This window comes from Streptomyces sp. NPDC050448 (assembly GCF_040655295.1).
GTDB lineage: Bacteria > Actinomycetota > Actinomycetes > Streptomycetales > Streptomycetaceae > Streptomyces.
The window spans coordinates 26,499-43,897 of record NZ_JBFAJR010000041.1 but is presented as its reverse complement, the minus strand read 5'-3'; the positions used below and the strand labels follow the sequence as shown (position 1 = coordinate 43,897).

19 protein-coding genes and 3 pseudogenes are annotated in these 17,399 nt (G+C 70.4%); 13 read left to right on the top strand and 9 right to left on the bottom strand.

Annotated elements, in window-relative coordinates; translation table 11 throughout:
• The first annotated feature begins 181 nt into the window (after positions 1-181).
• Positions 182-1,207, top strand: a complete 1,026-nt coding sequence (locus tag AB0I68_RS33095) for a YncE family protein (protein WP_363181075.1) — start codon at positions 182-184, stop codon at positions 1,205-1,207.
• A 376-nt stretch (positions 1,208-1,583) separates the two neighbouring features.
• Here the strand turns inward: AB0I68_RS33095 and AB0I68_RS33090 are convergent, their stop codons facing one another.
• The 3 genes from AB0I68_RS33090 to AB0I68_RS33080 form a co-directional block, all read right to left on the bottom strand.
• Complete coding sequence (locus AB0I68_RS33090) at positions 1,584-1,913, bottom strand: hypothetical protein (protein WP_363181074.1); 330 nt, start codon at positions 1,911-1,913, stop codon at positions 1,584-1,586.
• A complete protein-coding gene (locus AB0I68_RS33085; protein WP_363181073.1) occupies positions 1,913-2,152 on the bottom strand; it encodes a hypothetical protein in 240 nt (79 codons plus the stop codon). The genes AB0I68_RS33090 and AB0I68_RS33085 overlap by 1 nt, the downstream gene beginning before the upstream one ends.
• 322 nt (positions 2,153-2,474) lie before the next feature.
• Entirely contained in the window at positions 2,475-2,993 is a 519-nt protein-coding gene (locus tag AB0I68_RS33080) for a hypothetical protein (RefSeq protein ID WP_363181072.1), read from the bottom strand.
• A gap of 378 nt (positions 2,994-3,371) precedes the next feature.
• Between AB0I68_RS33080 and AB0I68_RS33075 the strand changes: the two genes are divergently transcribed.
• The 3 genes and pseudogenes from AB0I68_RS33075 to AB0I68_RS33065 all read left to right on the top strand — a co-directional run.
• The gene (locus AB0I68_RS33075) at positions 3,372-3,512 is read left to right on the top strand and encodes a hypothetical protein (protein WP_363181071.1); all 141 of its coding nucleotides are present in this window, start codon (positions 3,372-3,374) and stop codon (positions 3,510-3,512) included.
• Between the two features lie 56 nt (positions 3,513-3,568).
• Positions 3,569-4,171, top strand: a complete 603-nt coding sequence (locus AB0I68_RS33070) for a histidine kinase (RefSeq protein WP_363181070.1) — start codon at positions 3,569-3,571, stop codon at positions 4,169-4,171.
• A 155-nt stretch (positions 4,172-4,326) separates the two neighbouring features.
• Positions 4,327-4,989 (top strand): annotated as a pseudogene (locus tag AB0I68_RS33065) (response regulator transcription factor); the annotation flags it as partial.
• Between the two features lie 59 nt (positions 4,990-5,048).
• On the opposite strand, the gene AB0I68_RS33060 reads toward AB0I68_RS33065, so the two are convergent.
• The gene (locus tag AB0I68_RS33060) at positions 5,049-5,465 is read right to left on the bottom strand and encodes a hypothetical protein (RefSeq protein WP_363181069.1); all 417 of its coding nucleotides are present in this window, start codon (positions 5,463-5,465) and stop codon (positions 5,049-5,051) included.
• Here AB0I68_RS33060 and AB0I68_RS33055 point away from each other — a divergent pair.
• A complete protein-coding gene (locus AB0I68_RS33055) occupies positions 5,455-5,742 on the top strand; it encodes a hypothetical protein (protein WP_363181068.1) in 288 nt (95 codons plus the stop codon). The two genes, AB0I68_RS33060 and AB0I68_RS33055, sit on opposite strands and share 11 nt — an antisense overlap.
• A gap of 26 nt (positions 5,743-5,768) precedes the next feature.
• Here AB0I68_RS33055 and AB0I68_RS33050 read toward each other — a convergent pair.
• A pseudogene (locus tag AB0I68_RS33050) lies at positions 5,769-5,965 on the bottom strand (IS630 family transposase); the annotation flags it as partial.
• Positions 5,962-6,128, bottom strand: a pseudogene (locus AB0I68_RS33045) (winged helix-turn-helix domain-containing protein); the annotation flags it as partial. The pseudogenes AB0I68_RS33045 and AB0I68_RS33050, both read right to left, overlap by 4 nt.
• A 767-nt stretch (positions 6,129-6,895) precedes the next feature.
• Between AB0I68_RS33045 and AB0I68_RS33040 the strand changes: the two are divergent.
• Positions 6,896-8,461, top strand: coding sequence for a serine/threonine-protein kinase (locus AB0I68_RS33040; RefSeq protein WP_363181067.1), 1,566 nt, complete (start codon positions 6,896-6,898; stop codon positions 8,459-8,461).
• Between the two features lie 219 nt (positions 8,462-8,680).
• Here AB0I68_RS33040 and AB0I68_RS33035 read toward each other — a convergent pair whose 3' ends face one another.
• Together AB0I68_RS33035 and AB0I68_RS33030 are read right to left on the bottom strand one after the other, a co-directional pair.
• The gene (locus tag AB0I68_RS33035) at positions 8,681-8,851 is read right to left on the bottom strand and encodes a DUF6233 domain-containing protein (RefSeq protein ID WP_363181107.1); all 171 of its coding nucleotides are present in this window, start codon (positions 8,849-8,851) and stop codon (positions 8,681-8,683) included.
• 335 nt (positions 8,852-9,186) lie between these two features.
• Positions 9,187-10,038: a LysR family transcriptional regulator gene (locus AB0I68_RS33030; protein WP_363181066.1), complete on the bottom strand. Its 852-nt coding sequence runs from the start codon at positions 10,036-10,038 to the stop codon at positions 9,187-9,189.
• A 95-nt stretch (positions 10,039-10,133) separates the two neighbouring features.
• On the opposite strand from AB0I68_RS33030, the gene AB0I68_RS33025 reads away from it, so the two are divergent.
• Positions 10,134-10,865, top strand: a complete 732-nt coding sequence (locus AB0I68_RS33025; RefSeq protein ID WP_363181065.1) for an SDR family oxidoreductase — start codon at positions 10,134-10,136, stop codon at positions 10,863-10,865.
• A 254-nt stretch (positions 10,866-11,119) separates the two neighbouring features.
• Here AB0I68_RS33025 and AB0I68_RS33020 read toward each other — a convergent pair whose 3' ends face one another.
• Positions 11,120-12,790: an immunity 49 family protein gene (locus AB0I68_RS33020; RefSeq protein ID WP_363181064.1), complete on the bottom strand. Its 1,671-nt coding sequence runs from the start codon at positions 12,788-12,790 to the stop codon at positions 11,120-11,122.
• A 323-nt stretch (positions 12,791-13,113) separates the two neighbouring features.
• Here AB0I68_RS33020 and AB0I68_RS33015 point away from each other — a divergent pair, with 323 nt between their 5' ends.
• The 6 genes from AB0I68_RS33015 to AB0I68_RS32990 all read left to right on the top strand — a co-directional run bounded on the left by AB0I68_RS33015 (position 13,114) and on the right by AB0I68_RS32990 (position 17,359).
• On the top strand, positions 13,114-13,332 hold the full coding sequence (locus AB0I68_RS33015; RefSeq protein ID WP_363181063.1) for a hypothetical protein: 219 nt from the start codon (positions 13,114-13,116) through the stop codon (positions 13,330-13,332).
• A gap of 299 nt (positions 13,333-13,631) precedes the next feature.
• On the top strand, positions 13,632-13,988 hold the full coding sequence (locus AB0I68_RS33010; RefSeq protein ID WP_363181062.1) for a hypothetical protein: 357 nt from the start codon (positions 13,632-13,634) through the stop codon (positions 13,986-13,988).
• Positions 13,989-14,309: 321 nt separating this feature from the next.
• Positions 14,310-14,531 (top strand): hypothetical protein, encoded by a 222-nt coding sequence (locus AB0I68_RS33005; protein WP_363181061.1) that lies wholly within the window; start codon positions 14,310-14,312, stop codon positions 14,529-14,531.
• Positions 14,528-15,109: a potassium channel family protein gene (locus AB0I68_RS33000; RefSeq protein WP_363181060.1), complete on the top strand. Its 582-nt coding sequence runs from the start codon at positions 14,528-14,530 to the stop codon at positions 15,107-15,109. The genes AB0I68_RS33005 and AB0I68_RS33000 overlap by 4 nt, the downstream gene beginning before the upstream one ends.
• Positions 15,110-15,673: 564 nt before the next feature.
• A complete protein-coding gene (locus AB0I68_RS32995; RefSeq protein ID WP_363181106.1) occupies positions 15,674-17,056 on the top strand; it encodes a chloride channel protein in 1,383 nt (460 codons plus the stop codon).
• Between the two features lie 78 nt (positions 17,057-17,134).
• Positions 17,135-17,359 carry a hypothetical protein gene (locus AB0I68_RS32990; RefSeq protein WP_363181059.1) on the top strand — a complete coding sequence of 75 codons (225 nt, stop codon included), beginning with the start codon at positions 17,135-17,137 and terminating at the stop codon, positions 17,357-17,359.
• Positions 17,360-17,399: the final 40 nt, after the last annotated feature.

Below are 17,399 nucleotides of genomic sequence, written 5' to 3'. Positions count from 1 at the left end.
CCCGGCTGTGCGCGTCACTTTTCCTCCCCGGCCACAGCGGGGGCGGCGCGCCGGGTGAGTCCCGGTTGCAGGCGCGGATGAAGGCGTCATGCTGGGGAGGGAGAGCGCATCACGATCGGTGTCCCTGCCCGGGCACCCGTGGCTCGTGGCCCGCCTGGCGCACCACGGACAGGAGGCCACTATGAGTACCCTCGCTTCCCACCGCCGGCACCCGGTCCTCGCGGGTCGGCTCGGGCGCTGTGCGATGCGGTGCACGCTGGCCGTTCTGCTCGCCTTGGCCGGCGTGCTGGTGTCGCCGCACGCGGCCACGGCAGCCACCGACCCCGTCTTCATCCGCGTCGGCAGCCAACCGGTAGGCGTCGCGGTGACGCCGGACGGCCACCACGTCTATGTCGCCGAATCCAACTCGTTCCGGGTATCGGTGATCGACACAACGACCAACAAGGTGGTCGGCCGCGTCCGTGTCGGCGGCACCCCGGTCGGGGTGGCGGTCACGCCTGACGGCCATCGTGCCTACGTCACCGACTCCCGATGGGACGCGGTGTCGGTGATCGACACTACGACCAACGAGGTGGTCGGCCGTATCCATGTCGGCAGCACGCCCGCCGGGGTGGCGGTTGCTCCTGACGGCCGCCGCGCGTATGTCGCCAACGCCGGGTCGGACGACGTGTCGGTGATCGACACTACGACCAACACGGTGGTCGGCAGCCCGCTCCATGTAGGCGGTAGCCCGTTCGGCGTGGCGGTCACTCCTGACGGTCACCGTGCCTATGTCACCAACTCCGCCGGATGGCCCGTTCCTGTTTCGGTGATCGACACGAGCACTGACCATGTCGTCGGCCTGCATGTCTCCATCGGGGACTTCCCGGCCGGAGTGGCGGTGACGCCCGACGGGCACCACGTCTACGTCACCGACCAGTTGGGCACCGTGTCCGTGATCGACGCGAGGACCGACAAGGTGACCGGCGGCCCCATCCCTGTCGGCTGGAAACCGAACGATGTCGCGGTAACCCCCGACGGCCGCCGCGCCTACGTCACGAACTTCGCATCGGACTCCGTGTCCGTGATCGACACGAGCACCGACAAGGTGATCGGCACCCCCATCGATGTCGGTGGTAGTGCCACCCGGATCGCGGTGGCTCCGGACGGCCACCACGCCTACATCACCCTCCACTGTTGCGGCGTCGTGGCGATGATCGACATCTGAGCCGCCGGGATGACCAGCCTACGGGGACACGGTCGAGGTGCGGTCCCGGGCCCGGCCCCTACGTCCTGGCCCCGGCATCCTGCGCGCCTCGCGCAGCGTGCGCTCGACGAACTCCTGCGGGGTTTGCGGCACGTCGGCACCGGAGAGCATCCTGACTGACTCCTCCAAGGACATAGGGCTGCCGCAGGCCGACGGGTTGGGGCCGCTTTGGTCGGGAAGGGGAGCGTCGTGGAGCAGAGGCGCCCAGTACGTCATGTGCGAAGTCGGCGTGGGGTTTGCGCAAGCGGCACCCCCTTGACTCTCACACTGGGAGGGGGCTCGCTTGCGGGGCCGGGTAGCAGGCTCAGAGGCTAGCGCCGTTCCCCGGCCCCGCAGTTCAGGCGTTGTCTGCGCCGAGGGTCAGCAGCCGTTCCAGCTCGCTGATCGCGTCGGCGGACGTCTGCCGTACGAACACGTCACCGGTCTGTGGAGCCTCCAGCGGGTAGTCGAACCAGGATCCGTCCGGACGGGGGAATCCCTCCGGGTCGACGATGAACACCCTGAGAGCGCCTCGCGGGGCCCGCTTGGCCACCCACCGCCGGTCGGCGTGCAGCCCGATCACGACCCGGGCCTTCGCGTCGAGGTGGAAGGTGGCCGGCGGGACCCCCTGGCCGTAGCGGCGCATGAACTGCTCCTCGAACCCGGCGCGGGCGCCGAGCGCGATCATCACGAACAACTTCGACCCAGCCAGTCGGACTCGATCGTGTCGCGGGGGAACCCTCGGTCGTCCAGGGACGAGAGGTAGGCACCGATCCGGGCTTGAGGTGCTTCCAGCGGTGCCCGGGGCTGCTCGGACGGCCATCGGGCGGCGGCCCGGTCCAGCGGTTCCATCGCCGTGTCGACGGCGGCCTGGTCGCCTGCCTCGGCTGCGGCGAGCCATGCGTAGACCAGGGACAGCAGAAACACACCATCTTCGGAGCGGTGGCCGGTGGCCGGTGGCTGGTGGCCGACCCAGCCGTATCGGCGAGGTGGCGGGCGCGGACCGAAGGTAGTTCGGCGGCCCGGCGGAGGTAGAAGGTGCCGCCCCTGGCGTCCTACGGCGCCAGGGGCGGCACATGTACCGCGTGCGGGGAGCCGTTGCACCCGGTGGCGCAGACGACCACGGGGCCACCCGCCAGTCGTGGTCCGGCTGTTGTTCGTCCAGGCGTCGGCGGGCGGCGGCGGTGTAGGAGATGCCCTCGCGCGCTGCGAGGTCGCGGGCGGCGCCGGCCTGGGAGACGCTAGCCGCTCAGTCGGTGCAGTACTTGTTCAGTGCCGCCTGCGCGCCCGCGTTGTAGCCCTTCTCGTAGTTCGGGTCGAGCTGCGTCAAGTTGTTCTGCGACTGGGCCTTCTTGCAGGTGGCCTTGGTGTCGGCGAGGCCCTTCTTGAAACCCGCGGAGTACTGGGACTGGGCGTCCTGCTGCTCGGCCTGCTTGACCGTGCCGCACGTGATCTTGCTGTCGCCCTGCTCGGCGGTGACGGCGCCGACCGGGATGAAGCCACTGGTGGAGGCCACACCGTCGGCGTTGGCCGTGGTGGTGGAGGTGAACTGGTGTCTGGTGCTGCCGCCCGTGAAGATCACATCCACTCCTGGCTGCCCATCGGTGAGGGTGACGTCGTACTTGCCCGCCGTGGCGCTCTGCTTCACGCTGCACGACATGGAAGGCGCCGCCGCCTGCGCGGAGCCCGCGAGGAGCGACGCCGACCCGAAGGCCAGCGACGACACGACAAGAGGCGTCAGTACGGCCAGTCGTATGCGTCGGTTCACTGTTCGTCCTTCCCTCGAAGAGATCACGGCCGAGCGGGGACCACGGAGAGGCACACAAGGATCGAAGCGGGCGGACGCAACGCGTCCGTATCCGGCCGGAGATGCCCGGTGCGCGCCGGGCTCTGCGGAAGCGGGGCCCGCAAGCACCCGAGCGGTGGCCAGTCATGGGCCCCGCGCCCTCGTGGGGCCCCGCCCGTAGGGGCGGGCCGGGGGCACTTTCCACGAGGTTCTTCCATCGTCAGGCCGCCCCCGGCCCGTGTCCACCGGAGCTACGGAAGGGCCGGCCCGAGGGCCGGCCGGCAGGGCGGCGTGCAGGACGTGCAGGCCCGAGACGGCTCGGGTGAGGCACAGGGGCCCTGGTGCGGAGGCGCCGGCCTGGTGCTGATCGTGCTGCTGGTGTTTGGTCGGCCCGACCCGTTGCACCGCGAGGAGCGGCCCGGCCCGGGGCGCCACGACGGCCTTTTCCTGCTGGTGATGGCAGCCCTGCAGCTCGGTCTGGCGCTGCCGTCTCCTTCCTGATCGCAATCTTCTTTCTGTGCTGCGCCGCCACCGCCGCGGCTGTCCTGGGCGTCGCCGTGCGGATCGGCATGGCCTACCTGGGCGCGCTGCGCGAACGCGCGGCGCGCCTGGAGGTCGAGCGCGACCAGCGCAGCCGACTGGCGGCGGCCGCCGAGCGGGCCCGGATCGCCCGGGAGATGCATGACATCATCGGCCACAACCTGTCCGTCATCATCGGCCTGGCCGATGGAGCCCGGTACGCGGCGGATCTCGCGCCGCAGGGAAGCAAGGAAGCCCTCCAACTGATCGGCGGCACCGGCCGCCAGGCTCTCGGCGAGCTACGCCGGATGCTGGGAGTCCTGCGCGACGAGGGCCCGGACGAGCCGCGGCTCAGCCCACAGCCCGGCGTCGCCGACGTCGACGCCCTGTGTGCGCGAGTCCGCGCGGCCGGCCCGCACGCCGTCTACCGCACCGTCGGCGAGGTCGAGGCGCTGGATCACGGGCTGCAGCTGGCCGTCTGCCGCATCGCTCAAGAGGCTCTCACCCACACCCTCAACCATGCAGGACCACACACCACCACACACCACCGCTCAGCTGACGCTGAGCGTCGAGAACAGGCGGGTCCACCTCACCATCGAAGACGACGGACCACAGGACGGCCACGAACGCCCAGCGCCTGATCCGGGGCACGGGCCGGGGGAGGGTACCGCCGGTATGAAGGAGCGGGCCGCGCTCTACCACGGACAGGTCGACAGCCGCCGACGCCCCGACGGGGGCTGGTGGTGGAAGCCGCCCTCGATCCGGCCCCCGTCCCCACCCCGGCGGGAGCCGCTCCGTGACCACGGTGCTCATCGTCGACGACCAGTCACTGCAGCGGTTCGGTTTTCGCATGCTGCTGGACAGCGTTCCGGCCACCGAGGTCGTCGGTGAGGCCGGGCCTGGCGCCGATGCCGTGCGCCAGGCAGCGGAGCTGCGTCCCGACGTGGTGCTGATGGACGTACGCATGCCCGGTATGGACGGCATCGAGGCCACTCGCCGGATCGTTGCCGCGGGCGGTCACTCCCGGATCCTGATCTTGACCAACTTCGACCTGGACGAGTACGCGCATGCCGCCCTGCGCGCGGGGGCCAGCGAATTTCTGCTCAAGGACGCCGAACCCGAGAACCGCTGGCCGGGATCCGAGCCGTGGCCCCGGGTGACGCCGTCATCGCGCCGGGACTGACGCGCCGTCTCCCTCGACTCCTACGCCCACCGGCTCCCCGGCCAACCCGCCGGGACTCCACGGGTGGCGCACCCCAGCATCCGGACTCTGACCGAGCGGGAACACGAGGTCCTTGTGGCGATCGGCCAGGGCTGGAGCAACGGTGAGATCGCCGAACGCCTGGTCCTGTCCGAAAGCACCGTCAAGACCCACGTCGGCCGCGTACTGGCGAAGATCGGCGCCCGCGACCGGATCCAGGCCGTGATCCTCGCCTACGACATCGGCCTCGCCCGCCCACAGCGCGGAGCATCTGACGCTGCATCGTGTGCTGCCTGCCGTGCCGCCGTACGGAGGGGTCAGGACTGCCAGAGCTGGGTGATGCCGGCGATCACGCCCGCCGAGTCGTAGTCGACGTGGTAGAAGTTCGGGCCACAGCTGAAGGGCGGGGCGACCGGGTAGTGCTGCTTGCACTTGTCCAGCACCACCCGCAGCTCGTCGACGTCGGCGGGGATCATCCGCGACTGGTTGGTGTCCGTGGTCCCGATGAGGGCAACGACGGCCTGCGGGGAGACGTAGTACGGCCCGATCGTCCCGTTCGTGTTGAAGTACGGCTGGTCGCCGTCCGGATTGTGGCAGACGAGGTCGTTCTGGGTGGCGCCCAGACGATCGTCGCTCGGTTCGATCCCGGCGATGGTCAGGACGTCCTGGGATTGATACGGGAGCGGTACCGGAGAGCAGTAGTCGAGCGCCGAGCGCACCTTTGTGTCGGTCACAACCGATGCGGACGCCGAGGGCGAAGAGGAGGAGGGCGGCGAGGCCGAGGGCGATGAGGTCGCCGCCGTGGCGCTCGGTGCGGCCGTTTCACTCTTCGACGCTGACGACGTCGGCGCCGGGCTGCTCGCACCCGCCTTCGGCGAGGCCTGGCCCGGACCGCACCCCGCGACGCATACGGCCAGCAACCCGACCGCAGCCAGGGCCGCCCGGCGACTCCTGCTCCACCCTCGCACGACGCCCCCCCGGGTCTCTCGATTGCACCAATCATGCTACTGAGGTTGACCTCGTGGTGTCGTGTTGTGCAGGTCCCGGTAGTCGCGCCAGGAGAAGCTCTTGCGCCCGTCGCGCCGACCGTCGCCGCCGCGCGGCCGGTTGACCGATGGCCGGGCTTGTAGCAGATCAGCGCGGCGATCGACATCCGTCTGCGAGAACGGCCCCGCACCCGCGCCACCGGGGTGCGGCCTCGCTGTGACCAGGTTCTTGCCTGCGGCGGCGTCATGGAGAAGCCGGCTTCGTCCTCGAAGACGAGCCAGGCCCACGGGCCGCCGCGAGCCTTCCGCGCAGGGCCACACCTCCTTGACCCACCCTGCCACGGCGTGGTCGTCCCGCTCCATGGCCCGGCGGGCTGCGACCTGGCAGGACCAGCCGTTCCGTACCAGGAGTACTACCTGGACTTTTCCGTGTGGCGCCTGCGCGCCCGCCCGCCGCCCGTCGTTGGTGGTGCGCTCGACTCCCCTCCCAGCATCCCATCGGCTGACCAGCCTCACATCTTGCCTCGACATTCCGTCAGCAGCTCGTTCGGGCATAGACACCCAGCGCATACGGACAACGTCGGCTCCCAAGACCACAGGCGGCAGGTCATGGGGACCGACGTCGCGGCAGGGCCGGAATCGACCAACAGCATCTCCGAGCTGGAGCAGGGACGTTGCTGTGTGCCCGGTCAGCGCTCGAAGTAGGCAATGGTCCCGGCGCGCACGGCGGAGGCCTTCGGTAAGGGGATGGGTCACCGCGGCGTCATCGGTCGAGGGCGCCCGCGGGGGAGGCCGGTCCGCTGCTCGTTGTCGGCCGCGCAAGATCTCAATGCGTTGACTCAAGTCGGCGTGGGCCATGGGGAAATCCAAGCTGACGCCCACTCTGCGAGCGACGGCGCGGAATTGATCTCCTCGCCTTCCCTGACCAGCCTTTTCGGATGCCTGCGTCCGCTCGTCAAACCGCTTGCTGGCGCTTGTCTAGGGCGGCCTGCCGCAGGGCGGCGATCTGCCTGCCTCGATAAGGCGGGGGTTGACGACACCGGCCACGATGGTGTCCGCGGCGATACGGGAGAGGGCACCGGAGATCCGCGGGATGGACTGAACGCCGGTTGTTGGGCTGACACCGAGTGCGGGCCGGCTCTAGGTTCTCCTGTAAGGCGATTGCACTCGGGGGAAATGTGGAGCAGTTGAAGACCGGTGACCCGGCGGTCGTCGGCCCGTACCGGATTACGGCGCGGCTTGGCGCAGGCGGCATGGGGCAGGTCTACCTCGGGGAGTCGCGCAGCGGTCGGAAGGTGGCGGTGAAGGTCGTCCGGCCGGAGATCGCCTCGGACCCCGGCTTCCGGGCGCGGTTCCGGCGCGAGGTGGAGGCGGCGAAGGCGGTCGGAGGGTTTTGGACGGCGGCCGTGGTCGACGCGGATCCGGAGGCGGAGACGCCCTGGGTGGCGAGCGACTACATTCCGGCACCCGATCTTTCCGAATGGGTCCGGGAGAGGGGGCCGTTGACGGAGGACGCGGTGTGGCGGCTCGGCGCGGGCATGGCGGAGGCGCTGCACTCCGTACACCGGGCGGGGCTCGTGCATCGGGATCTCAAGCCCGCGAACGTCCTGCTCACGGAGAACGGGCCGCGGCTCATCGACTTCGGGATCGCCAAGGCACTGAACGGTGCGACCATGCTCACCCGGACGGGCGTGGCGATCGGCACCGCCGGATTCATGTCACCCGAGCAGGCCCAGGGCGGCAGCGTCGGCACGGCCAGCGACATCTTCTCGCTCGGTACGGTTCTGTGCTTCGCGGCTACTGGGCGCATGCCGTTCGGGGAGGGCAGTGCGGCGGAGCTGCTCTACCGGGTCGTGCACGGGATGCCGAACCTGGAAGGTGTGCCGGAGGGACTGCGGGCGGTGCTGGGCGAGTGCCTGGAAAAGCGAGCGGAGCGGCGGCCGTCCGCGGAGGAGGTGTTGTCCGCGCTGAGCAGGGGTGGTGCGGAGACTGTGGCGCCTTCGGTGACGGTCGCGGATACGGGGGTGCGTCCGCCCGTGGCTCCGCCGGACCTATCGATTGAGTCTCCGCCTCCGCCGCTTGGCGGGCCCAGGCCGCCTGCCTTGCCGGTTGAGGACGCGGTCGTGGGTGCGGTTCCTGTCCAGGCAGTTGTCGAGCGGGAATCGGGGCCTCCCGTCGAGGTGCGGTACTCGATGGGGCACATGCGCGTCGCCGTTGCGGCCATGCTCGCCGCGACCGTTCCGCTCGGTGTGGCCGTGTACTACTTCGTGGACCATCCCCTCCCCGCCGTATTGGCGAGCTTCGTCGCGCTCGCGCTGTTCAGCCTGGGAGGACTGGCCATGGCGCGTGGGGACGCGGCTTGTGTACGGGTGGCGGGTGACGGGCTCTACTTCTTGCGTGAAGGCCATGAATGGAGCGCGACCTGGAAAGAGTTGAGCCGGGTCACCTTGAGGGCGACGCGCTGGGGCCTGCTGCAGGAGTTCGTCATAGTGGGCGAACTGTCGCCAAGGGCGACAAAGAACGTCGTCTGGGGACGCTTCCAGCCTGTCGGTCCCGGTCCCCGGGCGGCAGTCACCACCATCCGTTTCCGCAGCGCAGCGCTGGCGCGGGCCGAGATCAGCCGATTGCACGAGGCGTTGCTGCACTGTGCCGGTGAGCGCTACCTGTACGACGGTGGACTCCTCTCCGTCGTCCGCAGCCCGGGCTCTGAAGTCACCGGATGGGGAACTACCGGCTCCGCGTAGGATCGAGGCCCCGAAGAAGCCGACCCTGTTCCGGGCTGGACACTGGGGAACCCGATCCTCGAGTGGGACCCACATGATCGGGAAGCCCGCCCGGCTGCCGCCTCAGCCGGGCTGCCGTCCTGCGGTGCTGGTGATACGCCGCCGGCACAACGGGCCCGGAACCTCATGAGTTCCGGGCCTGTACTGCAGGCGACGTCAGCCTACGGCGGAGAAATCCTGTCATGCGGCGAGGTCTTTGGGCGTTCGACGAGCGGGCCGGCAGTGGGGGCAGGCGGGCACTCCCTCGGCCAGGGCCCGGCGCGCCTCCTCGCGGCTCAGGGCCGTACAGCGCTTTCGTGCGTCCCAGCAGTCCCCTGCATGGACGCGGACCGGGAGCCGGCCCGCACCGATGCCCCGCTCGAGCAGCCACGCGGGCGGCTCGAGCAGAAGCCGCCGACGCGCGGTGAGGGCTTCGCGTTCCTCCGCGGGTGCTCAGCGCCCGCTCGGCCCGGCCCGGCTCGGCCCGCAGGTAGGTGACCACGGTGCGCAGACGTGGCAGATCAGGAGGAAACTCGGACGCATGTTCTATTTTATATCCGGAGTGCAGCCGGAGTGCGGCCCTCACCAGGTGTGATCGAGCGAGATACCTGTCACCTGGGCGCGCAAACCGTCACTTCGACCCACTCGGCCACGGGCCCCGAGCTGAGCCGGCCACGGTGGGTGGAACCTGGCCAGGCAGGGTGGAACTACTGGAGGCGTGTCGCGGTCCGGACAAGGTTGGCGACGGCTCTGGACTGGCTGTGCGGCGGCCAGGCGATCACGGTAGTGACCTTCGGCGCGTCCAGCACAGGCACGGCAGCGAGGTCATCGTGCAGTTGGGACCGGCACGACTCCGGTGAGACCGAGCAAGCCCGGCCGAGCGCGACGAGCTGCAACAACTGCGCGTGGTCGCGGACCTGGGGACCGGGGCCGGGCGGGTAGGTGCCGTCGGGGTTGGGCCAACGGGGCAGGGGCAGACCCGGGAGCCCGGTGATGTCGGCCATGTGCACATGGGCCCGGGCGGTGAGCGGATGCCCGACTGGCAGGACCACCACCTGGCCCTCCGTGCTGAGCTCCTCCATGTCGAGCCCGGCCGTCGAGTCGAACGGCCGGTGCAGCAGCGCCACGTCGGCCTGGCCCTGGCGCAGGAACCGCTCCTGCTCGGCCGGGCCGCACAGGATGACCTCCACGGGCACCGCGCCGGGTTCGGCGGCGTACGCGTCGAGCAGGTTCGCCAGCAGTTCACGGGACGCGCTGGCCTTCGTGACCAGGATCAGGCCGGGGCCGTCGGTCGAGGAAAGGGCCGCGCGGCGGGTCCGGCGTTCGGCGGCCTCGACCGCTTCCAGGGCCGCCCGGCCCTCGACCAGCAGCACCGCGCCGGCCTCGGTCAGCGTGGCGGTGCGGCTGGTCCGATCCAGAAGTAGTACCCCGAGCCGCCGTTCGAGCTGCTGGATCGCCCGTGACAGGGGCGGCTGTGCGATCCCGAGGCGCTGCGCGGCACGCCCGAAGTGCAGCTCCTCGGCGACAGCGACGAAGTACCGCAGTTCCCGTGTCTCCATGCGGCCACGCTACCCCGGATCAATACCCGGACGGTATCGGTGTCCACCCGATCGGTCTTGGACTACGGACCAGGGCCGGGAGCAGCATGGCTCCCATGAGCGAACGAACGATCGCGCTGGTGACAGGCGCGAACAAGGGAATCGGCTACGAGATCGCCGCAGGCCTGGGCGCCCTCGGCTGGAGCGTCGGCGTCGGCGCCCGCGACACTCAGCGCCGCCAGGCCGCGGTGGAGCGACTGCGCGCGGCCGGCGTCGACGCGTTCGGCGTACCCCTGGACGTGATTGACGACGCGAGCGTGACCGCTGCCGCACGGCTGATTGAGGACCGTGCCGGACACCTCGACGTGCTCGTCAACAACGCCGCCATCACCGGCGGCATGCCGCAGGAGCCCACCCGGGTCGATCCCGCCACCATCCGAACAGTCGTGGAGACCAACGTGATCGGCGTCATCCGCGTCACCAACGCGATGCTGCCGCTGCTGCGCCGTTCCGCCTCACCGCGGATCGTGAACATGTCCAGCAGCGTCGGCTCCCTCACCCGGCAGTCCGGAGCCGGTGGCGAGCAGGCAATCGGTCCGGTGGCCGCGGCGTACGCGCCGTCGAAGACGTTCCTGAACGCCGTCACACTCCAGTACGCCCGGGAGCTGGGCGGTACGAACATCCTGATCAACGTCGGCTGTCCCGGCTACGTCGCGACCGACCTCAACGGCTTCCGCGGGGTGCGCACCCCCGAACAGGGCGCGGCGATCGCCATCAAACTCGCAACACTGCCCGACGGCGGCCCGACCGGTCAGTTCTTCGAGGACGCCGGCGTAGTGCCCTGGTGATGTGCACGGCTGTCGGGTCAGCACGGTATCCGACGTCCACCCACGGGGCCAGCAGAAGCGCGACCGCCCCTGGCCTCTAAGCTGCCCAGGTGCGCTACCTACCGGGTGGTGTTGCGGCCGCCGGTCGAGCCGTGCTGGCGCAGGCCGCGGAGTCGGTGCCGGGCCCCGGCCTGCTGGCCGATCCTGCGTGTGAGCAGAAGTTATGGACAGGGTTTGAGGCCGTCCGTGGTCCGGCCGGATGTACGGCGAAGGCCCTAGACGGGTCGGGCGGCCATGACGAGCTGCCGGGGCAGGTAGGGAGAGTCGACACGGATGTCCCACCCCCGGCGTCGGGCGTGGCAGGCCAAGGCCAGGACGTTGAGGTCGATCGCGGCGTCGAGGTCGTCGGTGCGGTCGGCGACTTGGTAGTAGTCGCGGTGGGCTTCGAGGGCATCGGCCAGAGCGAGGTTGAAGCTCTCCTCGTCGCCCTCCACCAGCTGCGACAGCAGCACGGCGGGCGGCGGGAGGAAGCCCCACTCCTTGGCCTGCTCAGCCCCGCGCAGCGCCCGCTTCGCTGCCGACTCGGGATCGTCTCCCGTCAGGTAGGTGTGGAGGGCCTCCCGGTATGAGGCGAAGGCCGAGCCGTCCTTACCGGCGATCGCAGGGCCGGAAAGGACCAGGGGGGCGAGGTCCTCGCGTACGCCCGTGATCAGCGCGAAGGCAGCGGCGTTCGCCCAATTGCCGGCGGCTGCCGTCGCGCCCCGCGACGCCGGGCAGCGCAGGCTCCGGCCGTCGACAATCACCTCGGTCTCGGTGCCGGGCTCTGCCAGGGCGATGCGGAACAGGGCCGCCCCCAGCTGGGAGGCCAGCCGCAGATTCGTGAGCTGGGCGTCAGTGACATCGGCCGAGGTTCCCGCGCGCCACTTGAAGAGAAGCTCCTGGTAGCGCATGGCGCTCTCGAGCCGCGACACGGCGAGGGGTTTTCCCTCCTCCGGGTTGAGGGCCTCCTGGGTGGACCTGTCCCACAAAGCCTCGATCTCCGGGTCCAAGGGCTCCCCACCGGCCGGCTGTTCGACCAGCAGCGGGCCTGCCGCCAGCGCGGCGACCGCGTCCGGTCGGCGGCCACCACCGAATCCCCCCACCCTCGGGCCGCTGGCCTCGAAGCCGGTGACCAGGGCATGCGGGAGGTAATCGGTGTGGAGGGCCGGCATCCATCCCAGGGTCCGGTACGCGAGCGCGGCCAGGCCGAGCGGCAGGATCGGGAGGAGGCTACTCGGCGAGGAAGCAGGGCCGTTCACGGTGCGGTGCGCGAGCAGAAGGGCGGCCAGTCCGGAGTCGAAGCCCTCCCGGTCCTCCGCGGCCAGGGCGCGCAGGGTCCTCAGCGCCACGCTGTCCGGCCAGTCGAGGAGGCTCTCGCCGGTCTCCCTCGCCCGGCTCCCGACGCGGGCCAGCGCGGCGTCGATGGCGGCGAGCTTCGCCTGAGCGCTCGGCGGGTAGTCCTCGTCGTTCCCGGTGTCGTCCAGGACCTGGGCCATGAAGCCCGTCGCGAGCTCGCCGGCAGGGCTGCCCTGCGCCTGCTCGGCGAACTTCTCGCGAGCGAAGTGGAAGGCCTCCCCGTGCCACTGGGCTTTGTCCCTGAGGATCGTGAGGCAGAACGCGTCGATCCACTCGTGAGGGGTGATGCTCTCTTCGGTGTCGTCCTCATCGCTCGGGTCGTACGTGATGCCGAAGTTCACGTAGTCGAGGAAGACCTGGAAGGTGCAGTGCGGGTGGTACGCCGCGAAGGAGACGGCGCCGGCCGAGGCCTCGGCGGCGTCCTTGAGAGCGGCCCTGGCCTCCGGAGTGTCGAGCGTGGGTGTCCCGACGGAGAGCGCGCCCAGGTAATCGAGGAACTCGTCAGCGATCGACTGCCATTCGTAGGTGGCCATCGGGCCGGCCTTCGACATGGACCGGACCTGCCCTCCGATCCGATTCGCGAAGTCCTCGCGCGCCGCCGAAACAACTGCCTCGCCTACCTGATGACGCTCTATCCGCACGGTGCTGCTCCTCGATGCCGGTCCGTGGGGTCAGCCTAGACGCAGCATCTGACAGAGCCGACGCTGCTGGAAACGGCCCGAGCGGCCGGCCGGCACGGACCGGGCGCGGTCGGTCGCATCGGCGGCGGGCTGGCTGGCGGCGGCCGTCTTGCGGCGTCGGCGGTGTTCGCGTTGGACCGCAGCATGGCCAGCCGCAGGCTCAGGGTGGCGGAGCGCAGTTGTCGCACCCGCGAATGCGCTCGCGCCCAAGCCCACTGCACTTCACCGCCGTCCACGCCCCGACCCCGCTCTACTACGTCCTCGGCGACATGAAGGTCCTCACACCCGTGGAAGTCCTCCACTACACCGACCACGCCCTGCGCCACGGGAGCGGCGCCTACCGGCTCGTCCGCACCGACCGGGCTCACCCTTTCGATGACGTCTTCGGCTTAGCCACCAGCCGCGCCGCGTGACCACTGCAAAGTCACCAACCGGCTGTCAGCGATGGGCGAGCGCGTCCTGACCTGCCGCTCTGGGCCAGTCATCGGGGTGCCGGGGGAAGCATGCGCGCCAGGCGGGGCCCGGCGCTCACCGGAGGGCGAGCCGGTCAGCCGTGTTCTCGGCGCGCCCTCGCGTGGGTGACGATCAATGCCTTGTGGGCGAATGGGCGCTATCTCTGGACGCGTGATCGCCCTCGGTGGCGAATCCGAGATCACCCGCCATGCTCGCATGACCCCTCGGCGCGAAGGCGCCCCACTTTCAAGGAGTACACGTGAACCTGCGCAGGAAGATCACCGTCCTGGTCATGACCACCGCGCTGACGGCCGGCCTGACTGCGATCGGCTTCCCGGCGTCCGCCGCCGAATGCGGTGTCCGTTCCGACGGCCGGCTGTACTGCGGCAACAAGGCCGGAGCCAAGGGCTACGCGGACCGCTCCTACCGCTCGGCGACCCGCGGCACGCTCGTCGGCACGTTCAGCTGGTTCCAGTGCTGGGGCCACGGCGACCCGCACCCGGGCGGCAACGACATCTGGTACTGGACCCAGCTCGACAACGGCGCCTGGGGCAACGTGCCCGCCGTCGACGTCAGCACCGGACAGGACCCGGCTCCCGGGCTGCGCGAGTGCTGACTGGCAGCACCAACAGGCGTCACGCGCGCCCAGCTTGATCTCGGCTGGCGGGGAGGCAGCGTGGAGTTTTTCACCGGGCACGGGCGGACCACCGGCACACACTGCCCGCACGGCTCCCACGCGTCTCGGAGCGCCATCCGCCAGGAGGTGACGAGGCCGTTCGCCGACACGATCAGCTCGCCCGGGTGAGTTCAGCAGCCGCGGCATCCGGGTCAACGCGGTCCCGCTTGCGCGTCCATCGGCTTCTTCTGGTTCACAATGTGGTTCCTGCTGGTCGGCTGGTTCGGCTGGCAAGAGCTCCCGTGAGCCGTCGCCACCGGCGTGCTCCGGATCGACACGGTGACGGTCTTCCACACCGTCTTCTCCGGAAGGGCTATCGGCTCCGGCCAGGAGTACGGGCCGGTTCGCGCGGTGTCGTCTCTCTCGTCGTTCGTCATTGTGATCGGGCTGGTGATCATCCTGAGCGTGGCAAGCGGCATGATGTGGCACGACTGCGGCGTGTCCTTGCGGGCCGCAGTCATCGGGCCGGGGTGGGCATCATGACCGCCGGCACCGGCGGGGCTCTCCAAGGTCACCACGGAGCACGGCGTCTGTTCGGCCGGCTCGTCTGGACTGCGCTGCGTGTACTGGCCTCGGTCGCCACGCTGGTGACCTTGTATTACCTCGGGCCCCTGGACCACTCCTCGATGAGTACCGCCGTCGCGATCCTGCTCACAGGTCTCGTGGGGTTCGTCGTCCTGGTCGCCGTCCAGGTCCGTTCCATCCTCCGCTCCCAGTACCCGGCGCTGCGGGCCGTCGAGGCGCTGGCCGTCAGCATTCCGTTCTTCCTGTTGCTGTTCGCGGCCGCCTACGTCGCCATGGCCGCGCAGTCTCCCGGCAGCTTCGGCAGGAACCTTTCCCACACCAGTGGGCTCTACTTCGCCGTCACCGTGTTCACCACCGTCGGGTTCGGCGATATCACGGCCAAGTCCGGGGCGGCCCAGCTGGCGGTCACCGTGCAGATGCTCACGGACCTGATCGTCTTCGGCCTGGTCATCAAGGTCATTGTGGATGCGGCCCGCCGCGGCCGGGAGCGCATGCACGCCACGGCAGCCGCCCCGCCCGGGGGCGAGGCGCGGTGAGCCGGGCGGACGAAGACTGCCGGCCACGGGCAGAACCTGCTCGCCCGGAGCGGGCGCCGGCACCCCGCCATGGTCCGGCCAACCGCGCAGTGGCCGGCGCCCGGTGCCATGGGCGAGCATACGACGGGCACCTGTGTCGCAGAGGGTTCCGCGAATGCGAATGCGACTGCCACGGATTGCGGAGTCTGAGCGCGCCGCAGCGGTACACGATCGGCTGCGCCCGCGATGATGCGCAGGACGCAGGCGCACCGGCGGACGGGCGGGGGCGCCGCCCAGCCAGGCAGGAGGGACAGCCGGTGGCCGGGACCGGAGCAGGGGTATACCTGCACCGCATGCCACCCTGCAGGATTCGGCCCTGTCCGGTGCAGGCCCCGCCCGCGCAGCCTCCAGGTGTAGCGGGGCGGGACCACCAGGCCCTGGTCGGCGCCGTCCGGGCAGGTCAGCTCCCGGCTCAGCCCCGGTCACCGCCGGACGGCTGATCCCGCCGATGCCCGTGCCAGCAGCAGACTCAGCCCCGTGCCACCGATGTTGTGGTCGGGCCGGATCTTCGAGGAGACGATGCACATGGCTGCCGGACCGCCCGCCGAGTCTGCCGAGTCTGCCGAGTCTGCCGGCACCACTGCCGCGCCCCAGGACCCGCAGGCGATCGTCCGCACCCGCGGATACCTGGCGGTGCTGGTGATCTCTGCCCTGCTCGGTTTCCCGATCTCCGCCGCCGCGTTCGGCTACCTCGCCCTGGTCTCCGAGCTCAAGTCGCTGGTCTACGACGACCTGCCGAAAGCCCTCGGTTTCCGCGTCACTCCCGACTGGTGGGCGATTCCGCTGCTCGTGGTCGCGGGAGTGCTGGTGGCCCTGACGATCCGGTACCTGCCCGGTGGCGGCGGCCACAAGCCGGCCGAAGGGTTCAAGACCGGCGGCACACCCTCGGTCGCCGCGCTGCCGGGTGTGGTGATCGCCGCGATCGCATCGCTCAGCCTGGGTGTCGTCCTCGGCCCGGAGGCCCCGCTGATCGCGCTCGGCGGCGGGCTCGCCGTCTGCGCCGTCAGACTCCTCAAACGCGATGCCCCGCCCAGCGCCGCCGCCGTGATCGGCGCGGCCGGCAGCTTCGCCGCCATCAGCGAACTGCTGGGATCCCCGCTGGTCGGCGCCTTCCTGCTGATGGAAGCCACGGGGCTGGGCGGCCCGATGATGGGCGTAGTACTGGTACCCGGTCTGCTCTCCGCCGGCGTCGGGTCGCTGACCTTCACCGGTCTGGGCACCTGGACCGGCCTGGGCACCTACTCGCTGGCGCTGACCCACGTACCGCCCGCCGGCCGGCCCACCCTCGGCGAGTTCGCCTGGGCGATCCTGGCGGGCGCCCTCGCAGCCCTCCTCGGAGAGGCGATCCGCCGTACCTCGCTCGCCCTGCAAGACCTGGTCGACCGCCACCGGCTGCCCCTCACCGTCCTGATGGGCGCCGCCATCGGCGTCATCGCTCTGCTCTACGCAGTGATCACCGATCGGCCCGCCACCGGCGTGCTGTTCTCCGGCCAGGACGCACTCGGCCCGCTGCTGGCCGACAGCGCGACCTACACCGCGGCCACTCTGATCGTCCTGCTGGTGTGCAAGGTACTGGCCTACTGCGCCTCGATGAGCGCCTTCCGCGGCGGCCCGATCTTCCCCGCCCTGTTCACGGGCGCTGCCGGCGGCCTCGCCCTCTCCCACCTGCCCGGCCTGGGAACCACCGCCGGATTCGCCATCGGCATCGGCGCCATGGCGGTGGCCATGCTGAAGCTGCCGATGACCTCCGTGCTGCTGGCCAGCCTGCTCCTCGGCAGTGAGGGACTGGACGTGATGCCGCTCGTGATCGTCGCCGTGGTGGTCGCCTACGTAGCCACGCTCCGGCTCGCCCGGCGCCCTGCCGGTCCGCACGGCGAAGGACCGCACCCGGCAACGCCCGCCGGGTAACCGGCCTCACGCTCGGCGGCGGCGTGCCCACTCGCCAACGCACGCCGGATCAGTCTTGCGCGGCCAACCGTAGACGTCGTGCGCGTGCGCGCCAACCTCGACCGCGAGGTGATCGCCGAACGCCTTGCCGACCGCACCCGCGTCCGGGGAGATAACGAGGCCGGGGACCTACGAGTGGTGCACCTGTGGCCGTACTCGTGGACGATCACCTCGGCGTCCTCGGTATCGTCCGCACCGCCCTTGCCGAAGCGGATCTCGGCTTTCCTGTCCGAGACGAAGCATTGCCGGCGCCCCACTGGTTGATCCGAACCGGCTGTGCGCGGTGGTTTGCGCGCGGCAGTTC

What these genes read in the sequence shown, in the direction of transcription:
- AB0I68_RS33095 (WP_363181075.1), top strand. Translation starts at nt 182, where the DNA reads ATGAGTACCCTCGCTTCCCACCGCCGGCACCCGGTCCTCGCGGGTCGG.
- AB0I68_RS33090 (WP_363181074.1), bottom strand. Translation starts at nt 1,913, where the DNA reads ATGATCGCGCTCGGCGCCCGCGCCGGGTTCGAGGAGCAGTTCATGCGC.
- AB0I68_RS33030 (WP_363181066.1), bottom strand. Translation starts at nt 10,038, where the DNA reads ATGGAGACACGGGAACTGCGGTACTTCGTCGCTGTCGCCGAGGAGCTG.
- AB0I68_RS33025 (WP_363181065.1), top strand. Translation starts at nt 10,134, where the DNA reads ATGAGCGAACGAACGATCGCGCTGGTGACAGGCGCGAACAAGGGAATC.
- AB0I68_RS33020 (WP_363181064.1), bottom strand. Translation starts at nt 12,790, where the DNA reads ATGTCGAAGGCCGGCCCGATGGCCACCTACGAATGGCAGTCGATCGCT.
- AB0I68_RS33015 (WP_363181063.1), top strand. Translation starts at nt 13,114, where the DNA reads ATGCGCTCGCGCCCAAGCCCACTGCACTTCACCGCCGTCCACGCCCCG.
- AB0I68_RS33000 (WP_363181060.1), top strand. Translation starts at nt 14,528, where the DNA reads ATGACCGCCGGCACCGGCGGGGCTCTCCAAGGTCACCACGGAGCACGG.
- AB0I68_RS32995 (WP_363181106.1), top strand. Translation starts at nt 15,674, where the DNA reads ATGGCTGCCGGACCGCCCGCCGAGTCTGCCGAGTCTGCCGAGTCTGCC.